19 protein-coding genes and 3 tRNA genes are annotated in these 15,498 nt (G+C 58.1%); 8 read left to right on the forward strand and 14 right to left on the reverse strand.

What is annotated here, in order from left to right; all coding sequences use genetic code 11:
* Positions 1-353: 353 nt before the first annotated feature.
* Both QP970_RS07725 and QP970_RS07730 read right to left on the reverse strand, forming a co-directional pair.
* On the reverse strand, positions 354-650 hold the full coding sequence (locus QP970_RS07725) for a hypothetical protein (RefSeq protein ID WP_239269631.1): 297 nt from the start codon (positions 648-650) through the stop codon (positions 354-356).
* A gap of 339 nt (positions 651-989) precedes the next feature.
* A complete protein-coding gene (locus QP970_RS07730) occupies positions 990-1,136 on the reverse strand; it encodes a hypothetical protein (RefSeq protein WP_239269632.1) in 147 nt (48 codons plus the stop codon).
* Between the two features lie 193 nt (positions 1,137-1,329).
* On the opposite strand from QP970_RS07730, the gene QP970_RS07735 reads away from it, so the two are divergent.
* Positions 1,330-1,755: an IS30 family transposase gene (locus QP970_RS07735; protein ID WP_441303174.1), complete on the forward strand. Its 426-nt coding sequence runs from the start codon at positions 1,330-1,332 to the stop codon at positions 1,753-1,755.
* A 128-nt stretch (positions 1,756-1,883) separates the two neighbouring features.
* On the opposite strand, the gene QP970_RS07740 is transcribed toward QP970_RS07735, so the two are convergent.
* The 6 genes from QP970_RS07740 to QP970_RS07765 form a co-directional block, all read right to left on the reverse strand.
* Positions 1,884-1,956: transfer RNA gene (locus tag QP970_RS07740), tRNA-Arg, on the reverse strand.
* Between the two features lie 170 nt (positions 1,957-2,126).
* Positions 2,127-3,194 carry a GTP-binding protein gene (locus QP970_RS07745; protein ID WP_239269633.1) on the reverse strand — a complete coding sequence of 356 codons (1,068 nt, stop codon included), beginning with the start codon at positions 3,192-3,194 and terminating at the stop codon, positions 2,127-2,129.
* Positions 3,195-3,246: 52 nt separating this feature from the next.
* Positions 3,247-4,821, reverse strand: a complete 1,575-nt coding sequence (locus QP970_RS07750; protein WP_239269634.1) for an SLC13 family permease — start codon at positions 4,819-4,821, stop codon at positions 3,247-3,249.
* Positions 4,822-5,105: 284 nt separating this feature from the next.
* Positions 5,106-6,470, reverse strand: coding sequence for a magnesium transporter (gene mgtE, locus QP970_RS07755; RefSeq protein ID WP_239269635.1), 1,365 nt, complete (start codon positions 6,468-6,470; stop codon positions 5,106-5,108).
* 124 nt (positions 6,471-6,594) lie between these two features.
* A complete protein-coding gene (locus QP970_RS07760) occupies positions 6,595-6,918 on the reverse strand; it encodes a DUF202 domain-containing protein (RefSeq protein WP_239269636.1) in 324 nt (107 codons plus the stop codon).
* Positions 6,911-7,273 (reverse strand): YidH family protein, encoded by a 363-nt coding sequence (locus tag QP970_RS07765; protein ID WP_239269637.1) that lies wholly within the window; start codon positions 7,271-7,273, stop codon positions 6,911-6,913. Before QP970_RS07765 ends, QP970_RS07760 begins: the two co-directional genes overlap by 8 nt.
* An 85-nt stretch (positions 7,274-7,358) precedes the next feature.
* Between QP970_RS07765 and QP970_RS07770 the strand changes: the two genes are divergently transcribed.
* Entirely contained in the window at positions 7,359-7,736 is a 378-nt protein-coding gene (locus QP970_RS07770; protein WP_239269638.1) for an NUDIX hydrolase, read from the forward strand.
* 569 nt (positions 7,737-8,305) lie between these two features.
* On the opposite strand, the gene QP970_RS07775 is transcribed toward QP970_RS07770, so the two are convergent.
* Positions 8,306-8,394: transfer RNA gene (locus tag QP970_RS07775), tRNA-Ser, on the reverse strand.
* A gap of 120 nt (positions 8,395-8,514) precedes the next feature.
* Between QP970_RS07775 and hisC the strand changes: the two genes are divergently transcribed.
* Positions 8,515-9,567: a histidinol-phosphate transaminase gene (hisC, locus tag QP970_RS07780; protein WP_239269639.1), complete on the forward strand. Its 1,053-nt coding sequence runs from the start codon at positions 8,515-8,517 to the stop codon at positions 9,565-9,567.
* Positions 9,568-9,960, forward strand: a complete 393-nt coding sequence (locus QP970_RS07785; RefSeq protein WP_239269640.1) for a phage holin family protein — start codon at positions 9,568-9,570, stop codon at positions 9,958-9,960.
* A 9-nt stretch (positions 9,961-9,969) separates the two neighbouring features.
* Here QP970_RS07785 and QP970_RS07790 read toward each other — a convergent pair whose 3' ends face one another.
* Complete coding sequence (locus tag QP970_RS07790; protein ID WP_023016533.1) at positions 9,970-10,230, reverse strand: MoaD/ThiS family protein; 261 nt, start codon at positions 10,228-10,230, stop codon at positions 9,970-9,972.
* Between the two features lie 58 nt (positions 10,231-10,288).
* On the opposite strand from QP970_RS07790, the gene QP970_RS07795 reads away from it, so the two are divergent.
* The 4 genes from QP970_RS07795 to QP970_RS07810 are packed head-to-tail and all read left to right on the forward strand — an operon-like array spanning position 10,289 to position 13,356.
* The gene (locus tag QP970_RS07795; RefSeq protein ID WP_239269641.1) at positions 10,289-11,425 is read left to right on the forward strand and encodes a molybdopterin molybdotransferase MoeA; all 1,137 of its coding nucleotides are present in this window, start codon (positions 10,289-10,291) and stop codon (positions 11,423-11,425) included.
* On the forward strand, positions 11,422-11,901 hold the full coding sequence (locus tag QP970_RS07800; RefSeq protein WP_239269642.1) for a MogA/MoaB family molybdenum cofactor biosynthesis protein: 480 nt from the start codon (positions 11,422-11,424) through the stop codon (positions 11,899-11,901). Before QP970_RS07795 ends, QP970_RS07800 begins: the two co-directional genes overlap by 4 nt.
* The gene (locus QP970_RS07805; RefSeq protein ID WP_023024915.1) at positions 11,891-12,352 is read left to right on the forward strand and encodes a molybdenum cofactor biosynthesis protein MoaE; all 462 of its coding nucleotides are present in this window, start codon (positions 11,891-11,893) and stop codon (positions 12,350-12,352) included. The genes QP970_RS07800 and QP970_RS07805 overlap by 11 nt, the downstream gene beginning before the upstream one ends.
* Positions 12,349-13,356, forward strand: a complete 1,008-nt coding sequence (locus QP970_RS07810; RefSeq protein WP_239269643.1) for a ThiF family adenylyltransferase — start codon at positions 12,349-12,351, stop codon at positions 13,354-13,356. Before QP970_RS07805 ends, QP970_RS07810 begins: the two co-directional genes overlap by 4 nt.
* Before the next feature lie 23 nt (positions 13,357-13,379).
* Here QP970_RS07810 and QP970_RS07815 read toward each other — a convergent pair whose 3' ends face one another.
* The 4 genes from QP970_RS07815 to QP970_RS07830 all read right to left on the reverse strand — a co-directional run bounded on the left by QP970_RS07815 (position 13,380) and on the right by QP970_RS07830 (position 15,371).
* On the reverse strand, positions 13,380-13,634 hold the full coding sequence (locus tag QP970_RS07815; RefSeq protein ID WP_023024910.1) for a hypothetical protein: 255 nt from the start codon (positions 13,632-13,634) through the stop codon (positions 13,380-13,382).
* A gap of 149 nt (positions 13,635-13,783) precedes the next feature.
* Complete coding sequence (locus QP970_RS07820; protein ID WP_239269644.1) at positions 13,784-14,542, reverse strand: hypothetical protein; 759 nt, start codon at positions 14,540-14,542, stop codon at positions 13,784-13,786.
* A 270-nt stretch (positions 14,543-14,812) separates the two neighbouring features.
* A complete protein-coding gene (locus tag QP970_RS07825) occupies positions 14,813-14,971 on the reverse strand; it encodes a hypothetical protein (RefSeq protein WP_023024906.1) in 159 nt (52 codons plus the stop codon).
* Between the two features lie 315 nt (positions 14,972-15,286).
* Positions 15,287-15,371, reverse strand: a tRNA-Ser gene (locus QP970_RS07830).
* Positions 15,372-15,498: the final 127 nt, after the last annotated feature.

A 15,498-nucleotide genomic window follows, 5' to 3' on the forward strand; every position in this document is an offset into this window, starting at 1 on the left:
AACCAGAAACGAAGAAAAAATCGCTGCCTAACCGCTAGGTAGCTCTACTACGTGTCCACGATTTGCGGGCAACCCCACTTTGATTCCCTGTTTCCCTGGGCAGTTATTTGTTACTTTTACGTTGTCAGCACTTGGCTGGACGTTAACGCAGGTAGCAACCGGGGACGAAGCGGAAAAGAAACTAATTCCGCCCTTAGTTGCGTCGGGGAGAAAACCGTCTGGGTCGACAGAGAGTGGCACGGTGTCCCCAGGTTGATACTGATTATTTTCAGATGCGTGGGCGGTGACAGGGAACACTGCAGTTAGTAAAGTGCAGCCCATTAAAATGAGACCCTTTTCCATGTCATTGACAATCATCCTTTCTGGATATATTCCATAGAATTGAATTTATCCTTTTCGGGAGTTGAGGTAAGGAACATCTCTACGAAACCAGAGCCCTGAAGTATTTCATCCCACTCGATAGATTCTTCATTTCTACTTAAATCAGGGAATCTTCCCCAAAGGCGAACGACTTTTCCTTCGTGAAGTCTAGGGTTAAAGAGGTCGAAGTGGTACCAGAGCTGATTTTCGGGGGAGCCGCTGTTTCTTCCCGCTTGGATGCCGACTCCGGCTAAAATTGTTTCCTCTGGAAGTATGGTGTCTTGAAACATTTGGGTGGATATATTTTTCAAAAACTTGATTTCATCAGTCGTGATAGAAACAAATTGATTGATGACTATTCTCCTAGCGGTAGAAAGCAGTGATTATTCCGACAGGTCGGCCGTCTCCGCTTGCGGGATCTACTCGTTCTGTGGCAACAACCGTCATAACTCTTCCATTGATTGGGTAAGAGCATTTTTTCTTGCCATTTCCTGCATTTAAGCCGCCTTTGCAGTCGGGGGCGTTATGTAAAACTGTGTCAATCTCTGTAGTGGCTGGAACGAAACCGTCGTGACTGTCTTTGATGTGAGAAAGCCCAAAACCAACACTGCCGGGTTCATCTCCTTGTCCTACGCGGAGTGGAAGATCTCGCCTTTCGGGCCAATGATTGTTTGGCTGATGGTCCAGTCAATTGGCTGAGCGGCCACTGCAGTGGGGGAAACAAGTAATCCGATAAATGCCGCCAAAGTGGCGGATAAAAATTTCTTTACTTTCACGGCAACGCCATTCAAATGTGTTTGGAAGATTTGCGACGGGAGAGAATGAAACCTTTGGTGCTGATGTTGGTGTCAAGTGAGGCATGAACCAAAAAGGAAACCCTGTCTCATTAATTATGATGGTCTAACTCTCCGTTTCCCGCAAGACCTTTTTGTGAATGCATAAATTAATTTATGCATTGCTTCAATCGGGCTGCTACTCGAACGCGTCAGCCGATTTGTTGTCCTTGGCCACCTGCCAGGCAGGCACACCAGCAAAGAAGTATTCACAGCCCTGCACAAGGCTGTCGCTGGAATCGATAAAGCACTCTGGTCATCAATTACCTGGGACCAAGGAAGCGAAATGGCAGGCCATAAAGCCTTTACCATGGCCACTGACATTCCCATCTACTTCTGCCATCCAGGATCACCGTGGGAACGCGGCAGCAACGAAAACACCAACGGCAGGCTCAGGAGAAACCTTCCCAAAAACAGCGACCTGTCCATCTACAGCGCCGAGGACCTGGAGATGATCGCCAACATACACAACCACAAACCACGCAAAGCGCTCAACTGGCGCACCCCAGCCGAAGTCATGACCAACGCCCTGACACAAACCGGTAGTATCACACCAAAGTAACCATCATCGTTGCAACGACCCCTAGAATCCAAGCCTCCGACACTCCTCGCCCACTCCGAGAATAAGCCCGGAAATAAAAAATCTCGAGACACCGTCTTGGAGATGATGTCTCGAGATTCGAAATTTTGTGCGCCCGGAGGGATTCGAACCCCCAACCTTCTGATCCGTAGTCAGATGCTCTATCCGTTGAGCTACGGGCGCAGTCCGTTGTGAAGCAGCGCGTATGCTCTGCTGTGCAACGAGAATTTACTATACCCACGGACCTGAAAACTAACAAATCGCCTGTACAGAGCCGTGTTCGGCGGGATAGCCAGCGGTGTATTGTTCACCCGCCGTTCACGCTTGAGCTCGGTGTGGAGGGCGAGGGGAGGCTATACAAGGGCGGAGGCTTCGGCATCGGAAAGCAGGGCGTCTTGAAAGGCCTGCAGGGTGGATTCATGATCGAAGTCGACGCCGATGAGCACGAGCTCCGTGCCGGGGGTTACACCATTGGCGGCCCATAAAGAAGCGGGCATAATCTGCAGGTTTGGCCCGGCCTGCTGCCACGCGTGGGCCACGCGCAGATCGGTATCGATCCAGCAATACCCCTTGGACCGCACGAGGCCCGTGCTTGCCCGGAGGGCGGCGATGAGGCGCTCGCGGTTAAAGGGGCGGTCGGCGCGAAAGACGACTGAGGAGATGCCGTATTCCTCGGTTTCTGGAGTGTGTGGGTTCGCAAGCTCTTCGGCATAGCCGTGATAGGCGGCAGCGGTGGCGGTATTGAACAAATGCGCATCGAGAACTAGCCCCGGTTCGATGACCCCGTGGGTCACCGGCACCACGCGAGCCCGTGGATTCATGGCGCGGACTGCGGCGATGACGCGCTCGGTTTCGGCGGCATCGACAAGATCGGTCTTGGTAATGAGGATAAGGTCGGCGAATTCGACTTGGTCCACTAAGAGATCAGAAATGGTGCGGTCATCTTGGGGCGTAGCCTCGATGCTTTCGGAGACGAGGCTGCGGCCGCGGCGCAATTGGTTTAAGAAGGTGGAGGCATCGACGAGGGAGACCATGGTGTCGATGGGGGCGGCATCGGCAAGCGTGGTGCCATCGGCAAATTCCCACTCAAAGGTGGCAGCCACGGGCATGGGCTCAGAAATGCCGGTGGATTCGATGACGATCTGATCAAAGCGGCCGGAGCGCGCCAGCTTGCCCACGGACTCGATGAGGTCTTCACGCAGGGTGCAGCAGATGCAGCCATTCGACAGCTCCACGAAGCGATCCTCGCCGCGTTCGAGGTGGCCTTCGCCGGCGACGAGGGCGGCATCGATATTGACCTCAGAAAAATCGTTGACGATGACCGCCAGCTTGCGCCCCTCCCGGTTCGCGAGCAGGTGGTTAAGTAGCGTGGTCTTTCCGCTGCCTAAAAATCCGGACAGCACGGTAACAGGTGTAGCCATCCTTTAATGGTAACGTTTTTCATTAAAGGATGGCTACTGAGGTGCTTAATGTCTAGACCGTCAGCCCGAAGATCGGTACCGCCAGCAGGAAGACGGTAAGGGTGATGAGGAAGATACCGATGACGTTGAGTCCAACGCCGCCCTTGATCATCTCGCCAATCTTGACGTAGCCGGAACCATAAGCAATGGCGTTCGGCGGGGTTGCCACCGGCAGCATGAAGGCACAGGTTGCGGCCAAGGCGACCGGGATGGTGAGCAGCAGGACGTTGATATCGCCTTCGGTGGTCAGGCCCACGCCCACGGCGACGCCGCCCATGATGGGAATGAAGGTGGCCGCGGTGGCGGTATTGGAGGTGATCTCCGTCAGGAAGAGGACCAGGGCGGCCACGGCTGCGACGATGAGCACGATGGGCAGGGAGCTGAGCCCCTTGGCCATCTCACCGATCCACAGGGACAAACCGGAGGAGTTGAAGGCCGAGGACAAGGAGAGGCCACCGCCGAAGAGGAGGAGGACGTCCCATGGCATTTCATTGGCCGTCTTCCAATCCAGCAGGCGGATGCGGCGCTCCGAATCGGCCGGCAGGATGAACAGGAGGATACCTGCGGCGATGCCGACGATGGCATCGTCATAATTATCAAAATCGCCAAGGACGATGGGCAGGGTTACCCAGGCCAGGGCGGCTAGGACGAAGATGATGCCGGTCATGATCTGCGGGCGGGTCCATGAGCCCAGCGCCTTGATTTCCTCGTTGATGAGCTCGCGGCCGCCGGGGATTTCGGTCATTTCCGGCTTGAAGATGGTAATCAACAGCGCCCATGCGATGAGTAGGAAGACAAGCGCCAGCGGCACGCCGACGGCCATCCAACGACCAAAGCCGAGGGTGACGTCCCAGGTATCGGCCATGTACGCATTCAAGAAGGCATTCGGCGGTGTACCAATCAGGGTACCCAGCGAGCCGATGGAGGCGGAGTACGCGATGCCCAGCATGAGGGCGGTGGCGAATTTCTTCTGCTTATCCCAACCGCCAACGGTCTCTGCGGTAAGCGCCAGCACGGACGTACCAATCGGCAGCATGACGACGGCCGTTGCGGTATTCGATACCCACATGGACAAAAAGCCGGTGGCCAGCATGAAGCCCAAAATGAGGCGGCGCGGCGAGGTGCCGATGAGCTTTACCACATAAAGCGCAAGGCGGCGATGCAGGTTCCAGCGCTGCAGCGAAAGCGCGATAAGGAAGCCACCCATGAACAAGAAAATGGTGGCAGAGGCATACGGCGCGCCGACTTCCTTAATGGTGCCCACGCTTGCGAGCGGGAAGATGACCAGCGGAATCAGCGCGGTGGCAGCCAGCGGGATGGCCTCAGTCATCCACCACACACCCATGAGGATGGTGACCGCCGCAACGGTGCGGATGGCGCTTAGCGTGTAATCGGCTTCCTCGTCCACGCCGGTGGACTGCTGGACCGTATCGATGGCATTTGAAGGGAAGATGAAAAATACGAGGATGGCCAGGGCGAGGCCGATGAAAAGGCCAATGAACTGGCGGCGCCATTCATTGCGTGGGGCACCCGGATCCTCAGCGCCCTCTGATTGGGCGGTAGATTCGTGAGTATGCGGGGTGGTCATGCCGCGAACTCCTTTGCTAGAGAGACTTTTAGCAGGGCGGGGGTGTGATAGCTCTGTCAATTACCAGCAATCGAGCCGGATCCTTGGTGCATCCCGAACATCATTCAGTCCGTGCAGAGCATGCTAAGACCCTACAAAACATTTGCACCAGAAACCACAAACTTTACTGAATTCACCCCCACCGCATTTAAAATTCACACACCGCAGCTACTCACAATGTGAAATTTTCCCCACCGGTTCGCTACCCCCGCCCGGCGCGCCAGGCCCCGTGTGCCAGGGGGCCTTTATAGCCCGAGCACGGACTTGGCGATGAGGAAATAAATAATCAGACCCGTGGCATCGCAGAACGTGGAGATAAACGGATTGGAAAATACGGCAGGGTCCGCGCCAATGGTCTTTGCAACGATGGGCATCAGCCCGCCCACCGTGGCGGATATGGAGCAGATTAAAAACAGCGTCGAGCCAATGACTAGGCCAATATCTACGCCATAGACCACCGTTGCCAGGCCGAACCCTGCCAAGCCCAATACTGCACCAAGCAGCATGCCTACCCGGAGCTCGCGCCAGAGAACGGCAAGGAGGTCGCGCCCGCGGACATCGCCAAGCGCCAGCGCACGGGTGACCGTCGTTGCTGCCTGGTTTCCCGTATTGCCGCCGGTACCGGTCAGCAGCGGGATAAACAGGGAAAGCACCACGGCCTGCGCCAAGGTGTCCTCGAAGGCGTCCAGGACCCGCACGGTCAACAGCGCGGACACCGCCAGAACCAGCAGCCACACGATGCGGGACTTCACCAATTTTAATAGCGGCGTGGACAGGTACGGCTGCTGCAGGGCCTCGGTACCGCCGGCGCGCGCTGAGTCCTCGCTATCTTCTGCTTCGACGATGTCAATGGCATCATCCCAGGTCAAAAGGCCTACCAGGCGGTCCGAATCATCCACGATGGGCAATGCCAAAATATCGAGCGGCAGGAACCACCTAGCTGTGGCTTCCGCATCATCATTGGCGTTGGCATAGATGGGGCTTTGCATGATCTCCCCAATCGTGGTGCCCTCCTCCGCGGTAAAAATCTCCCGCAGCGTCACCACGCCCACTAGGCGGCGGTCCGCGCGGGTGATGGGCACCGCATAGATGGTTTCCAGCTCATCGGCCTTCGCACGCAGGGTCCGCAGCGCTTCCTCCACGCTCATTTCGGGATGGATGCCGGGGACCTCGGGCGACATGCGGCGGCCCACCGAGCCCTTGGTATAGCCCAGGACAACCCCGGTGACATCCCGCTTTGATTTGGTAAGCGAGCGCAGCAGCCGATCCGCGATTTCCGCCGGCAGCTCATCCAAAAGGGCCACGCGGTCTTCTGGCTCGAGTTCATCGAAGAACTCATAAACATCAGCATTTCCCAGCTCATCGATGATATCTGCCTGGTGCTTGGCATCCAGGGCATCAAATACCACGATGGATTTACGCCGCGGCAACAAGCGCAGGGCCAGCGCGGCGCGGATGGCATTTTGCCGCTCGACGATGGCGATGAGCTCTTGCAGTGGCACCTCATCAAGCAACGCCTGCAAGCGGGGCGCTTTTTGCGGGTCAATGGCAGAATCCTGCTTCAACCATGCCTCGACCGTATCGCTGGCCTGCTCAGTAGTATCCGCCATCGCCGTCACCTTGCCCTTCTCGCCCCTCATACCGCGGCACCGGTGGCCACCGTAATTGATATAGCCCCACATAGATTACGCGTATCTCCCATCAGCACACAGCGCTGCGGGGAAAAATCTGCCTTTAGGCAAAAACACCCCACAAGGCAAAGGCCGCAAGCAGGGAGACCAGCCCCGCGCTACTGGCCAAGACGGCGGCGCTGGGGAGGTGGCGGTGGGTGCGCAGGGAGGCATCGACAAGCGATGCCCGCTTCCTCACCGCCAAGATCAGCACCAGCACGCCCGCCGCGAGCGCCAGCAACGGGAGAAACACACTAACGCTGACCACCCGCATGACCCCTAGGAGTATCACCGCCAGCGCGAGGATGGTGCGCTGCCACGATAGGCGGGTGCGCTCGGGCTGCAAGCCGGGGTCAAAGAGCTCCCCATGCGGCTGCGGGCTAGGCAAGTAACTCTCCTACCAGCAGCACGGCCGCGATAACGACGATGGTGCCCACCAGCACCGGGATGGCGATGCTAAAGGGCAGCGGGCGCTGTTGCCGCAAGGCACGCTCAGCCCGCTTCCATTGCACCCACGCGACTATCGGCAGCACAATCGCCACCACCAGCATGAATGCGGAAACCACCGCGCGCAGGGTCGCCGGTAGCGGCACATCGAAAGCCTCCAAGGCCACTCCCCCGGCAATCAGCGCGAGCGAGGTGCGAATCCATGCGAGGAAGGTGCGCTCATTCGCCAGCGTAAAACGCGGATCAGGGTCACTTCCTACCCCAAATACCGAGCGGGGAAACCTCGAATCGCTCATGCCTTCCTACCTTATATTCAATGCACGTCCTTAGCGCGATAAGGCCGCGAGCCTGTTCGCCGGTCACCTCGTTATGATCGGGGCCATGATTGAAGTCGCAGCCATCGTTTTCCGCAATTCCTTTGGCCACGTGCTTGGCGTACGCAAGGCCTCATCCACAAAGTTTCAGCTGCCGGGCGGCAAGCTAGAAGAAGGCGAAAGCCCTGTCCAGGCCGCTGCGCGCGAGGCGGAAGAAGAAATCGGCGTGCAGGTACGCCTACCTGAACTCACTGAGCTCGGCACCTTCACTGCCCCGGCCGCCAATGAACCGGGCCAGACCGTCCGCGGGCATATCTTTACCTACCCGCGCCCCGTCATCGCCCACGCCGCGGCCGAAATCGCCGAAACCGCCTGGATCGATCCCGCCGACCCGCAGTGCGAGCTTGCCGATCTCCTGCGTAGCAAGGTTTTTCCGGCGCTGTAAAGTGGTCAAGCTCGCGTATCAACAGAGAGCCACGCCTACACCCCGTCACCTGCGGCGGGAAGAATCGTGGACCAGCGATGACGTAACAGCCGCTCTGGGGTCAACAAGGTGTGGTTTACTACTTATTTAGACTGACGCCCTGCATTCTCCGCCCACACGCGCACTCCGACAGAAGCAGCAGTCAGAACAACAATGAAGATGGTCACTAAGCCGATGCCTATTACATCGGTCAGCCACAAAACAAATATCACCAAAGAGGCGACTGCTAAAGCGAGCAAAACTCCGTTTTTGTCTTCTGCGCTTTATCCATGTCTCCATTATTCACGATAAAAACTCACCACGCGACGAGTTCATCCTTCTGAAAAATCTCCTTGAGCACCAAAAGCGCCCTCGGAGAACTACATTTCCATTTCATGCCCGTAGCGGGGGAATACTCGTATTACGCTTGCAGAATAGGGGGCCTGGCTCCTGATTGGTGGCCACCGCATTTTGTCATTTAACCCCGTTTAGGCCTGTCGTTTAAGCTGGCAAAACAACAAAATCCCAAGCGCATTCGCCCGGGATTTGTGTGGCGGAGATGAGAGGATTCGAACCTCCGGACCCCAGAAGGGTCAACTCCTTAGCAGGGAGCCCCATTCGGCCGCTCTGGCACATCTCCAAGTTCAGAAAGAACCGTAAAAGACAATACCTGCCGCATGCGCCACGGCCAAACTAACCCCCTGGTTTTGTCCCCGGTTTTCTTCCACGCGCGCAGGAGAGACGACCTAGAGTGGTAGCCATGATTCGCTCCGACTTACGCGCCATTCCGGGCTATGTGCCCGGCGCGCGCCACGATGATGCCCTCAAGCTCTCTTCTAATGAGGCCACGCAGCCACCGCTGCCTGAGGCCGCAGAGGCTATGGCCCGCGCCACCGCCGAGGCCAATCGCTATCCGGATATCGCGGCCACCGAGTTGCGTGAGGATCTGGCCGAGCACTTAGGCGTGAGCTTCGACCAGGTTGCGGTAGGCACGGGTTCTTCCGCGCTGTGCCAGCAATTGGTACAGATCACCACCACGCCCGGTGAGGAAGTGATTTTTCCGTGGCGTTCCTTCGAGGCTTATCCCATCTTTGCCCAGGTTGTGGGCGCACGCCCCATTCCAGTTCCACTCGATGCGGACCAGCGCGTGGATTTGGCCGCGATGGCGGAGAAGATTACCGCGGATACGCGCCTAATTTTCGTCTGCAATCCGAATAATCCTTCCGGCACCACCGTGACTAAGGCGGAGTTCGCCGAATTTATGGACGCGGTGCCAAGCGATGTCCTCGTTGCCCTCGATGAGGCCTATATCGAATACAACCGGAATTCCGATACCCCGCTGGGCACCGAGCTTTTTGGCACTTATCCCAACGTGGTTTTCCTGCGGACCTTCTCCAAGGCCTATGGTTTGGCCGGCGTGCGCGTGGGCTATGCCTATGGCCCAGAAGATGTCATCGCGGCGCTGAATAAAGTAGCGATTCCGTTTTCCATCAACGCCGTGGCCCAGGCCGGTGCCCGCGCCGCGCTAGCAGCGCAGGATTCGCTGCGCGAGCGCACCGAAGAGACCTGTGACCAGCGCCAACGGGTGGAAAAGGAACTGGCAGAATGGGGCGTTCCCCACTCGGAAGCCAACCACGTATGGCTGCCGGCGGCGAATATTGAAAGGCTAGGAACGCCGCAGGAATTAGCCGCACGCCTAGCCACACGCGGCGTGCTCGTTCGCGCCTTTAGCGAAGGCATACGCATTACTATTACAACCGAGGAAGAAACTAACGCCCTGCTGCAGGCGTGGAACGATACCGTAGGAGGCTAAATGCGTTCGTTGACCAATTTTGCCCTCAATGTAGTCGCCATCGCGATTGCGCTCTGGGTCGTAGTGGGCATTATCCCCGGGATTTATATCACCCCGGATAAGCTGGGCAATTTCATTGCTGTGGCCATTGTTTTCATCATCATTAATGCGGTGGTCATGCCCGTGCTGCGTTTTATCGGCGCCCCGCTGACCTGCCTTACCCTAGGGCTATTCGCGCTCGTCATCAACGGCGCCGCCCTGCTGATCGTGGAGTGGACGCTCAATACCTTTGACTTAGGAATTGGCCACCTTGTGGTCAATTCCTGGGGCTCTGCAATCTTCGGCGCCATCGTCTTGTCCTTAGTCAGCAGCTTGGTCAATTTCTTTACCAGCCCGCTGCGCGAGCCGGTCTAAAGGAACGGGTTATCCCCCGGCGAAGGGCGGCAGCACGTCAACGCGGGTCACGCCCATGAGCGGCGAGTCCGCCTGAGTGTTGCCGGCGCCATCGATAAGAAAGTTGCAGCGCCCCAGCACCTCTTTCATGCTCATACCGGCCTCCGTAGTGCCGGTGTGGTCCTTGCCCAGCTGCTCTATGAGCTGGCCTAAGGTGGTGGGCGCTTTTACCTGCTCCGAAGCTACGCCAGCCGCGGCACGAGCGGCGGCGAAATAGTGAACGGTCAACATGCTTCCTACTATGCCCGCAGGCTTCGAACGTGTCGAACTCGCGGGTAAACTTGACGCCATGCGCACTCCCGAAACCCACGCGCACGAGGTCGCGGCTGCCCTCGGCCCGCGCGAAGTCATATCCCGGTCCTTGGGCCAGGCACAGGAGATGGTCCTTGCCTCCGATGTCTATACCACCTTCCCCTCGCCGCGCTTTAGCAATTCCCAAATGGATGGCTACGCGCTGCCTGCTACCGAAGCCGGTGCGTATGAGGTGGGCCCCACCATCGCCGCAGGCGCGGATCCCGCCGAGCTGCTGGATGGCCCTTTGCGCGCCGCCAGCCCCATCATGACCGGAGCCAAGGTTCCGGAGGGCACGGCAGCCATCGTGCCGATTGAAAAGTGCCAGCCGCAGGAGTTCCTCCAGCCGGGCGAGACCATTACAGTTCCGGCCACTGAAAAGGGCCAATTCATCCGCGGGACGGGCACGGACCTCGAGCAGGGCGCTCTCCTGGCCGCCAAGGGCGATAAGCTCACCCCGGTGCGCTTGGCCGCGCTGGCCTCCCAGGGCATCGAGGAGGTCACCGTTTACCGCCCCGCCCGCATCCTCGTGTGCACCGGCGGCGCGGAAATTGGTACGGGTATAGCTGCTATTCCCGATGCCAATGCACCGCTCATCTCTGCTATGGCCCACCGCGCCGGCATTGAGGTCGCCGGTTATGTCACCACCGATGATGATCCGGAGGTGCTCACCCGCGCGCTGGAGGAGGCCACTAAGCTCCACCGCCCCGATGCCATCGTCACCTCCGGCGGTATTTCTGCGGGCAAATACGAGGTCATCCGGCAGGTGCTCACCGGCTGGTTTGGCCACGTGGATCAGCAGCCCGGCGGGCCGCAGGGCATCGCCAGTTTCCATGGCACCCCGGTCATCTGCTTGCCCGGCAATCCGATTTCCACCATGGTGAGCTTCCGCCTCTTTGTCGCCCCCACCCTGGGCTGGGCACCCGCGGCATATCGCGTACCAATCGCGCACGCCATCGAGGGGCTGCCCCACAAGGATCAATTCCGCCGCGGGTACGCCGATGCGCAAGCCCACGTTACTGGCGGTGCTAGCTCTCACCTGCTGGCCCAAGCCGCCAATGCCACCCACCTCATCCGCATTCCTGCCGGTAAGAGCCTCAGCGCAGGAGAAAAAGTAAAGGTCTATCCCCTATGAGTTCTGCTCGCACCGCCATTGTTTTGGTCGCCTCCACCCGCGCCGCCGCCGGGGTCTACGAGGATCGCTCGGGCCCCATCGCAGTAGATTTCCTGCGCCGCAAGGGTTTCGACTGCCCTGATGCCCGCGTGGTGCCCGATGCCGATATCGCCGCAGCGGTGGACCAGGCCTTCGCCGAAAAGCCCGCGGTTATCCTTACCTCCGGCGGAACGGGCCTGACCCCGGACGATCTCACCGTCGATGCCGTACAGCCCCATCTCACGCGGGAGCTTCCCGGCATCGCCATGGCCTTTTGGAATAAAGGCTTGGAGACTATCCCCACCGCAGTGGCCTCGCGCGCGGTCGCAGGCGTCAATGACACCACCTTTGCCATGACCCTGCCCGGTTCTACCGGCGGAGTCAAAGATAGTTGCGCCGTGCTAGAGGATTTAATCGTCCACATCGTCGATATGTTAGAAGGAAAACATGAGCACTGATCCTTCTTATGTCGCCGCGCAGACTGGGCTCACTGTCGGCGCCATACTGACCGAGCAGCCCCTCGAGCCCCTCCTTGCCGCCGCCAAAGCAGAGGTCACCACCTCAGCCATGGGCGCGGTGGTCACGTTCGAGGGCATCGTGCGCGATCACGATGGCGGCCGGCCCGATGTCACTCAGCTGTCTTACTCCGCACACCCTAGCGCCCCAGAAAAGCTGCGCGAGATTGTCGATGAAGTAGCAGGCCAGCACCCCGTGCGCTTGTGGTCGGCCCACCGCACCGGCGATCTACAGGTGGGCGATTTGGCCTTTACCGTCGTCGCCGCCTCTGCCCACCGCGGCGATGCCTTCCGCGCCGCGGAGTCCTGTGCCGATCGAGTCAAGGCCGAGGTGCCCATTTGGAAGGAACAAAGCCACGGCGATGGCTCCATCAACTGGGTGGGCCTCGAATGAGCACACGCTATGCCCGCCAGGAGGCCCTGTGGGGTGATAAGGGCCAGCAGAAATTGGCTGACTCCCACGTCGCGGTCATCGGCGCGGGCGGGCTTGGCTCACCGGCGCTGCTCTACCTGGCAGGAGCCGGGGTGGGCCGCATCTCGCTTTTCGATGACGACCTCGTCTCCCCCTCCAACCTCCACCGGCAGGTCATTCACACCACCGCCTCCATTGGCACCGTAAAGACCGAATCGGCCGCAACGGCGGTGCGGGCCCTCAACCCTGAGGTGGAGCTCATCTGCCACGGCCGCCTAGAATCCGCCACCGCCCTCGAGCAGCTGCGCGGCTGCGACGTGATCCTCGATGGGACGGATAATTTCGACGCCCGCTACCTGTGCTCATGGGCCGCCCACAGCCTGGGCATTCCCCACATTTGGGCTTCTATCCTGGGCTTTGATGCGCAGATGAGCGTCTTTTGGTCCGGCAAGGGCCCTGTGTACGAGGATGTTTTCCCCACCGCTCCTGCCCCGGGCGAGGTTCCGTCGTGTTCCCAAGCCGGCGTCCTGGGCCCCATCGTTGGCACGGTGGGTTCTGCGATGGCCTTGGAGGCTTTGAAGATCATTACCGGCGTCGGTGCCCCACTTATTGGCACGCTCGGTTACTTTGAGGCGCTATCTGGGACCTGGGAGTATATCCCCATCCGCCCCACCGGCGCGCAGCCTACCCAGCCAGCCGATGCCCCCGAGGTTCGCGAGATCCCCGCGCACGCCCCGCTTATCGATGTCCGCACCGACGCCGAGCGCGCCCGCTCTGCCATTCCTCATTCAACGCATCTGCCCCTCGACCGCATCCTCGCCGGCGAAAACCCGGACATCGGCCAGGGCGATGCCGCTGTTATCTACTGCGCTAGCGGCATCCGCTCCGCGCAAGCCGTCCACGCATTGCGCGGCCGCGGCTACGAGCACGTTGTTTCACTGCGCGGCGGCATTAACGCGTGGTTGGAACAGCACGATTTGTCCTAGCCTCGCCAAACAGTGTGGGGTGCCTATGGCCTTCCGTATTTGTCTTCCTTGCCGCGAACAAAGACGAACCAGATCAGCGGCCCCAAGAAAGGAAGGGCGAAGGTAGCGGCGATAAAGAGTATCTTGGCCGCAATCGTGTACCCAGAAGCGATAATAGAAATAACCGCCGCAATCCAGAACGCGACGAGCAAAATAATGGGAAGGAACCCAAGGAACCACCACGTGTCATTAGAGTTAGTAGATTCCGCTGCTGCTACATAAAGTTCCGAGGTATTCATGACGTCCTTTCGTCGAGCATTTTTATCTCTGGGACAAAGCCAGCACCGCATCGATACCTGACTTGCCCTGTACATTTCCAAGATTAAGTCTGCGCCGCACTAGGCGCGTCATCCCCCGGTATGAAATGCCACAGCAGAATCCCACTGATCTAAGAGGTCTTCCGGTGCCCTGTCATCTCTAGGTTCGCTTTGTCGCCATCTAAGGTGAGGTTTCCCGTCAGTTCCTGCGTGGCCACAGCACCCGATTCGCCTTCCCCATAGGCACGCCACGTTACTGTCACGGTATCGTCGGTCCACTCCAGCTGATTAATATGCCTGCGTGCTGGCTCCATGCCATTACGGGTCCAGTCTTCTACCTGGGTAATGTAATTCAGGTCATTGTCATAAATGAGCAAGTTATCCGGCCAGGCCACGCCGCCTTGATCGCAGACATAGGTAATAACGGCTTCATCTTTGCCATCACCGTTGATATCGGCGTAAGCACCCTTAGGGGTTCCATCCTTGTTGAGCTTTAGCCCGGCGGCAGCATTGGGATATCCAGTCTTTAAGTGCTCGGGCAAAGTCCCATCCACCAACGTGCCGGCGTCATGCTCACACAACGCTGGTACCCACAAGGAGTACAAGTCTTCCACTGGGATGATCTTATTTTCCCCTGAAGTCGCAGATTTCTGGGCCTTTTCCGTCACTGTCGCAGTGCTCGGCTCCGTCGCGGAATCTGAGGCTCCAGCACCTTCATCATCCGTGTTTGAACTGGAGGATTCTTCGCTGACCTCGGAGGTCGCGCTAGATCCGGTGAAATTCGGCTCGCTATCGGCCTTATTAGGTTCATCGGAATTAGAGCAACCGGAAACAAAAGCGACAGCGGTCACGGCCAGGATCGCGCAAGGAGAGGTGAGAGAATTAGGCATAAGCGCAGCATACAGTGCTAGGGCGGCTGGATTCGCGCCAATGGAGGTAAAAATGAGAATTCGGCAACCTGGCGGGAACCAGAAGCTAGCCAACTATCATCTTGTTGTGGGTCACTTTTGGAAAGGAAGTAGGGGGCTCCGTTCTGATTCCAGACAAATTTCTAATGCATATCAGGTTTACCATCATCGCTAGAAATCAGGATGGGTCAGCGCATGAATAAACCCCGAGACCAAATGGCCTCGGGGATTTATTTTCTCGCTTCTTAAATCTTAGAAGCCGAGGATGGAGCGGTTAAACTCGTTAACAGCGTCCGGAACCAGGTAAGGCACCTGACGGAAGAACAGGCTTGCCTGCTCAAGAGCGTCCCAGCCGGTGGAGACTGCGGAGTGTGCTGCTTCCTGTACGTTGGATACAAGATCAAGAATCATTTCAGAATTCCTTTCGAGGTTGGAAAATTCTTATACGCGTTTCCGCGCGCACTGATCATTGTATGTGGTTAGGTGCGGTGATGTGCAACTTTCGAGTAGGCAGTTTATAGATTTGTTAGAAAACAATCGTCCTGGGGTTTAAACGATCTGCATTACATTTTCTTTCTATCTAAAACTTTCGCGCAATAAATTTTAGTTTCAAAGATGATCAAGGGAAGTAGGGAAAGGTTCCACGTTTTCCCGTCCGAGGAAAGGATGAGCCGTACAGACAAGACAAAACCCCTAGTCAGCTGGGACTAGGGGAAATGCTCTCTGCGGAGACGGCGGGATTTGAACCCGCGGAGGAATAAACCTCGCCGGTTTTCAAGACCGGTGCATTCGGCCGCTCTGCCACGTCTCCATCGTGCCGAAGAGGCAACTTGGTTAGCTTACTAAACGGTCCCGCGCGAATCACATTGCCCCACAAGGAAATGGACGTGGCGCACACCACACCCCCTCCATTACATTGGCCGTATGAGTGCTACACA

This window comes from Corynebacterium sp. MSK073 (assembly GCF_030232085.1).
Taxonomy (GTDB): domain Bacteria; phylum Actinomycetota; class Actinomycetes; order Mycobacteriales; family Mycobacteriaceae; genus Corynebacterium.

Bases quoted from the DNA above. Each gene is read 5' to 3' on its own strand.
- QP970_RS07725 (WP_239269631.1), bottom strand. From the start codon at position 650: ATGTTTCAAGACACCATACTTCCAGAGGAAACAATTTTAGCCGGAGTC.
- QP970_RS07745 (WP_239269633.1), bottom strand. From the start codon at position 3,194: ATGGCTACACCTGTTACCGTGCTGTCCGGATTTTTAGGCAGCGGAAAG.
- QP970_RS07750 (WP_239269634.1), bottom strand. From the start codon at position 4,821: ATGACCACCCCGCATACTCACGAATCTACCGCCCAATCAGAGGGCGCT.
- mgtE (WP_239269635.1), bottom strand. From the start codon at position 6,470: ATGGCGGATACTACTGAGCAGGCCAGCGATACGGTCGAGGCATGGTTG.
- QP970_RS07765 (WP_239269637.1), bottom strand. From the start codon at position 7,273: ATGAGCGATTCGAGGTTTCCCCGCTCGGTATTTGGGGTAGGAAGTGAC.
- QP970_RS07770 (WP_239269638.1), top strand. From the start codon at position 7,359: ATGATTGAAGTCGCAGCCATCGTTTTCCGCAATTCCTTTGGCCACGTG.
- hisC (WP_239269639.1), top strand. From the start codon at position 8,515: ATGATTCGCTCCGACTTACGCGCCATTCCGGGCTATGTGCCCGGCGCG.
- QP970_RS07785 (WP_239269640.1), top strand. From the start codon at position 9,568: ATGCGTTCGTTGACCAATTTTGCCCTCAATGTAGTCGCCATCGCGATT.
- QP970_RS07790 (WP_023016533.1), bottom strand. From the start codon at position 10,230: ATGTTGACCGTTCACTATTTCGCCGCCGCTCGTGCCGCGGCTGGCGTA.
- QP970_RS07795 (WP_239269641.1), top strand. From the start codon at position 10,289: ATGCGCACTCCCGAAACCCACGCGCACGAGGTCGCGGCTGCCCTCGGC.
- QP970_RS07800 (WP_239269642.1), top strand. From the start codon at position 11,422: ATGAGTTCTGCTCGCACCGCCATTGTTTTGGTCGCCTCCACCCGCGCC.
- QP970_RS07805 (WP_023024915.1), top strand. From the start codon at position 11,891: ATGAGCACTGATCCTTCTTATGTCGCCGCGCAGACTGGGCTCACTGTC.
- QP970_RS07810 (WP_239269643.1), top strand. From the start codon at position 12,349: ATGAGCACACGCTATGCCCGCCAGGAGGCCCTGTGGGGTGATAAGGGC.
- QP970_RS07815 (WP_023024910.1), bottom strand. From the start codon at position 13,634: ATGAATACCTCGGAACTTTATGTAGCAGCAGCGGAATCTACTAACTCT.
- QP970_RS07820 (WP_239269644.1), bottom strand. From the start codon at position 14,542: ATGCCTAATTCTCTCACCTCTCCTTGCGCGATCCTGGCCGTGACCGCT.
- QP970_RS07825 (WP_023024906.1), bottom strand. From the start codon at position 14,971: ATGATTCTTGATCTTGTATCCAACGTACAGGAAGCAGCACACTCCGCA.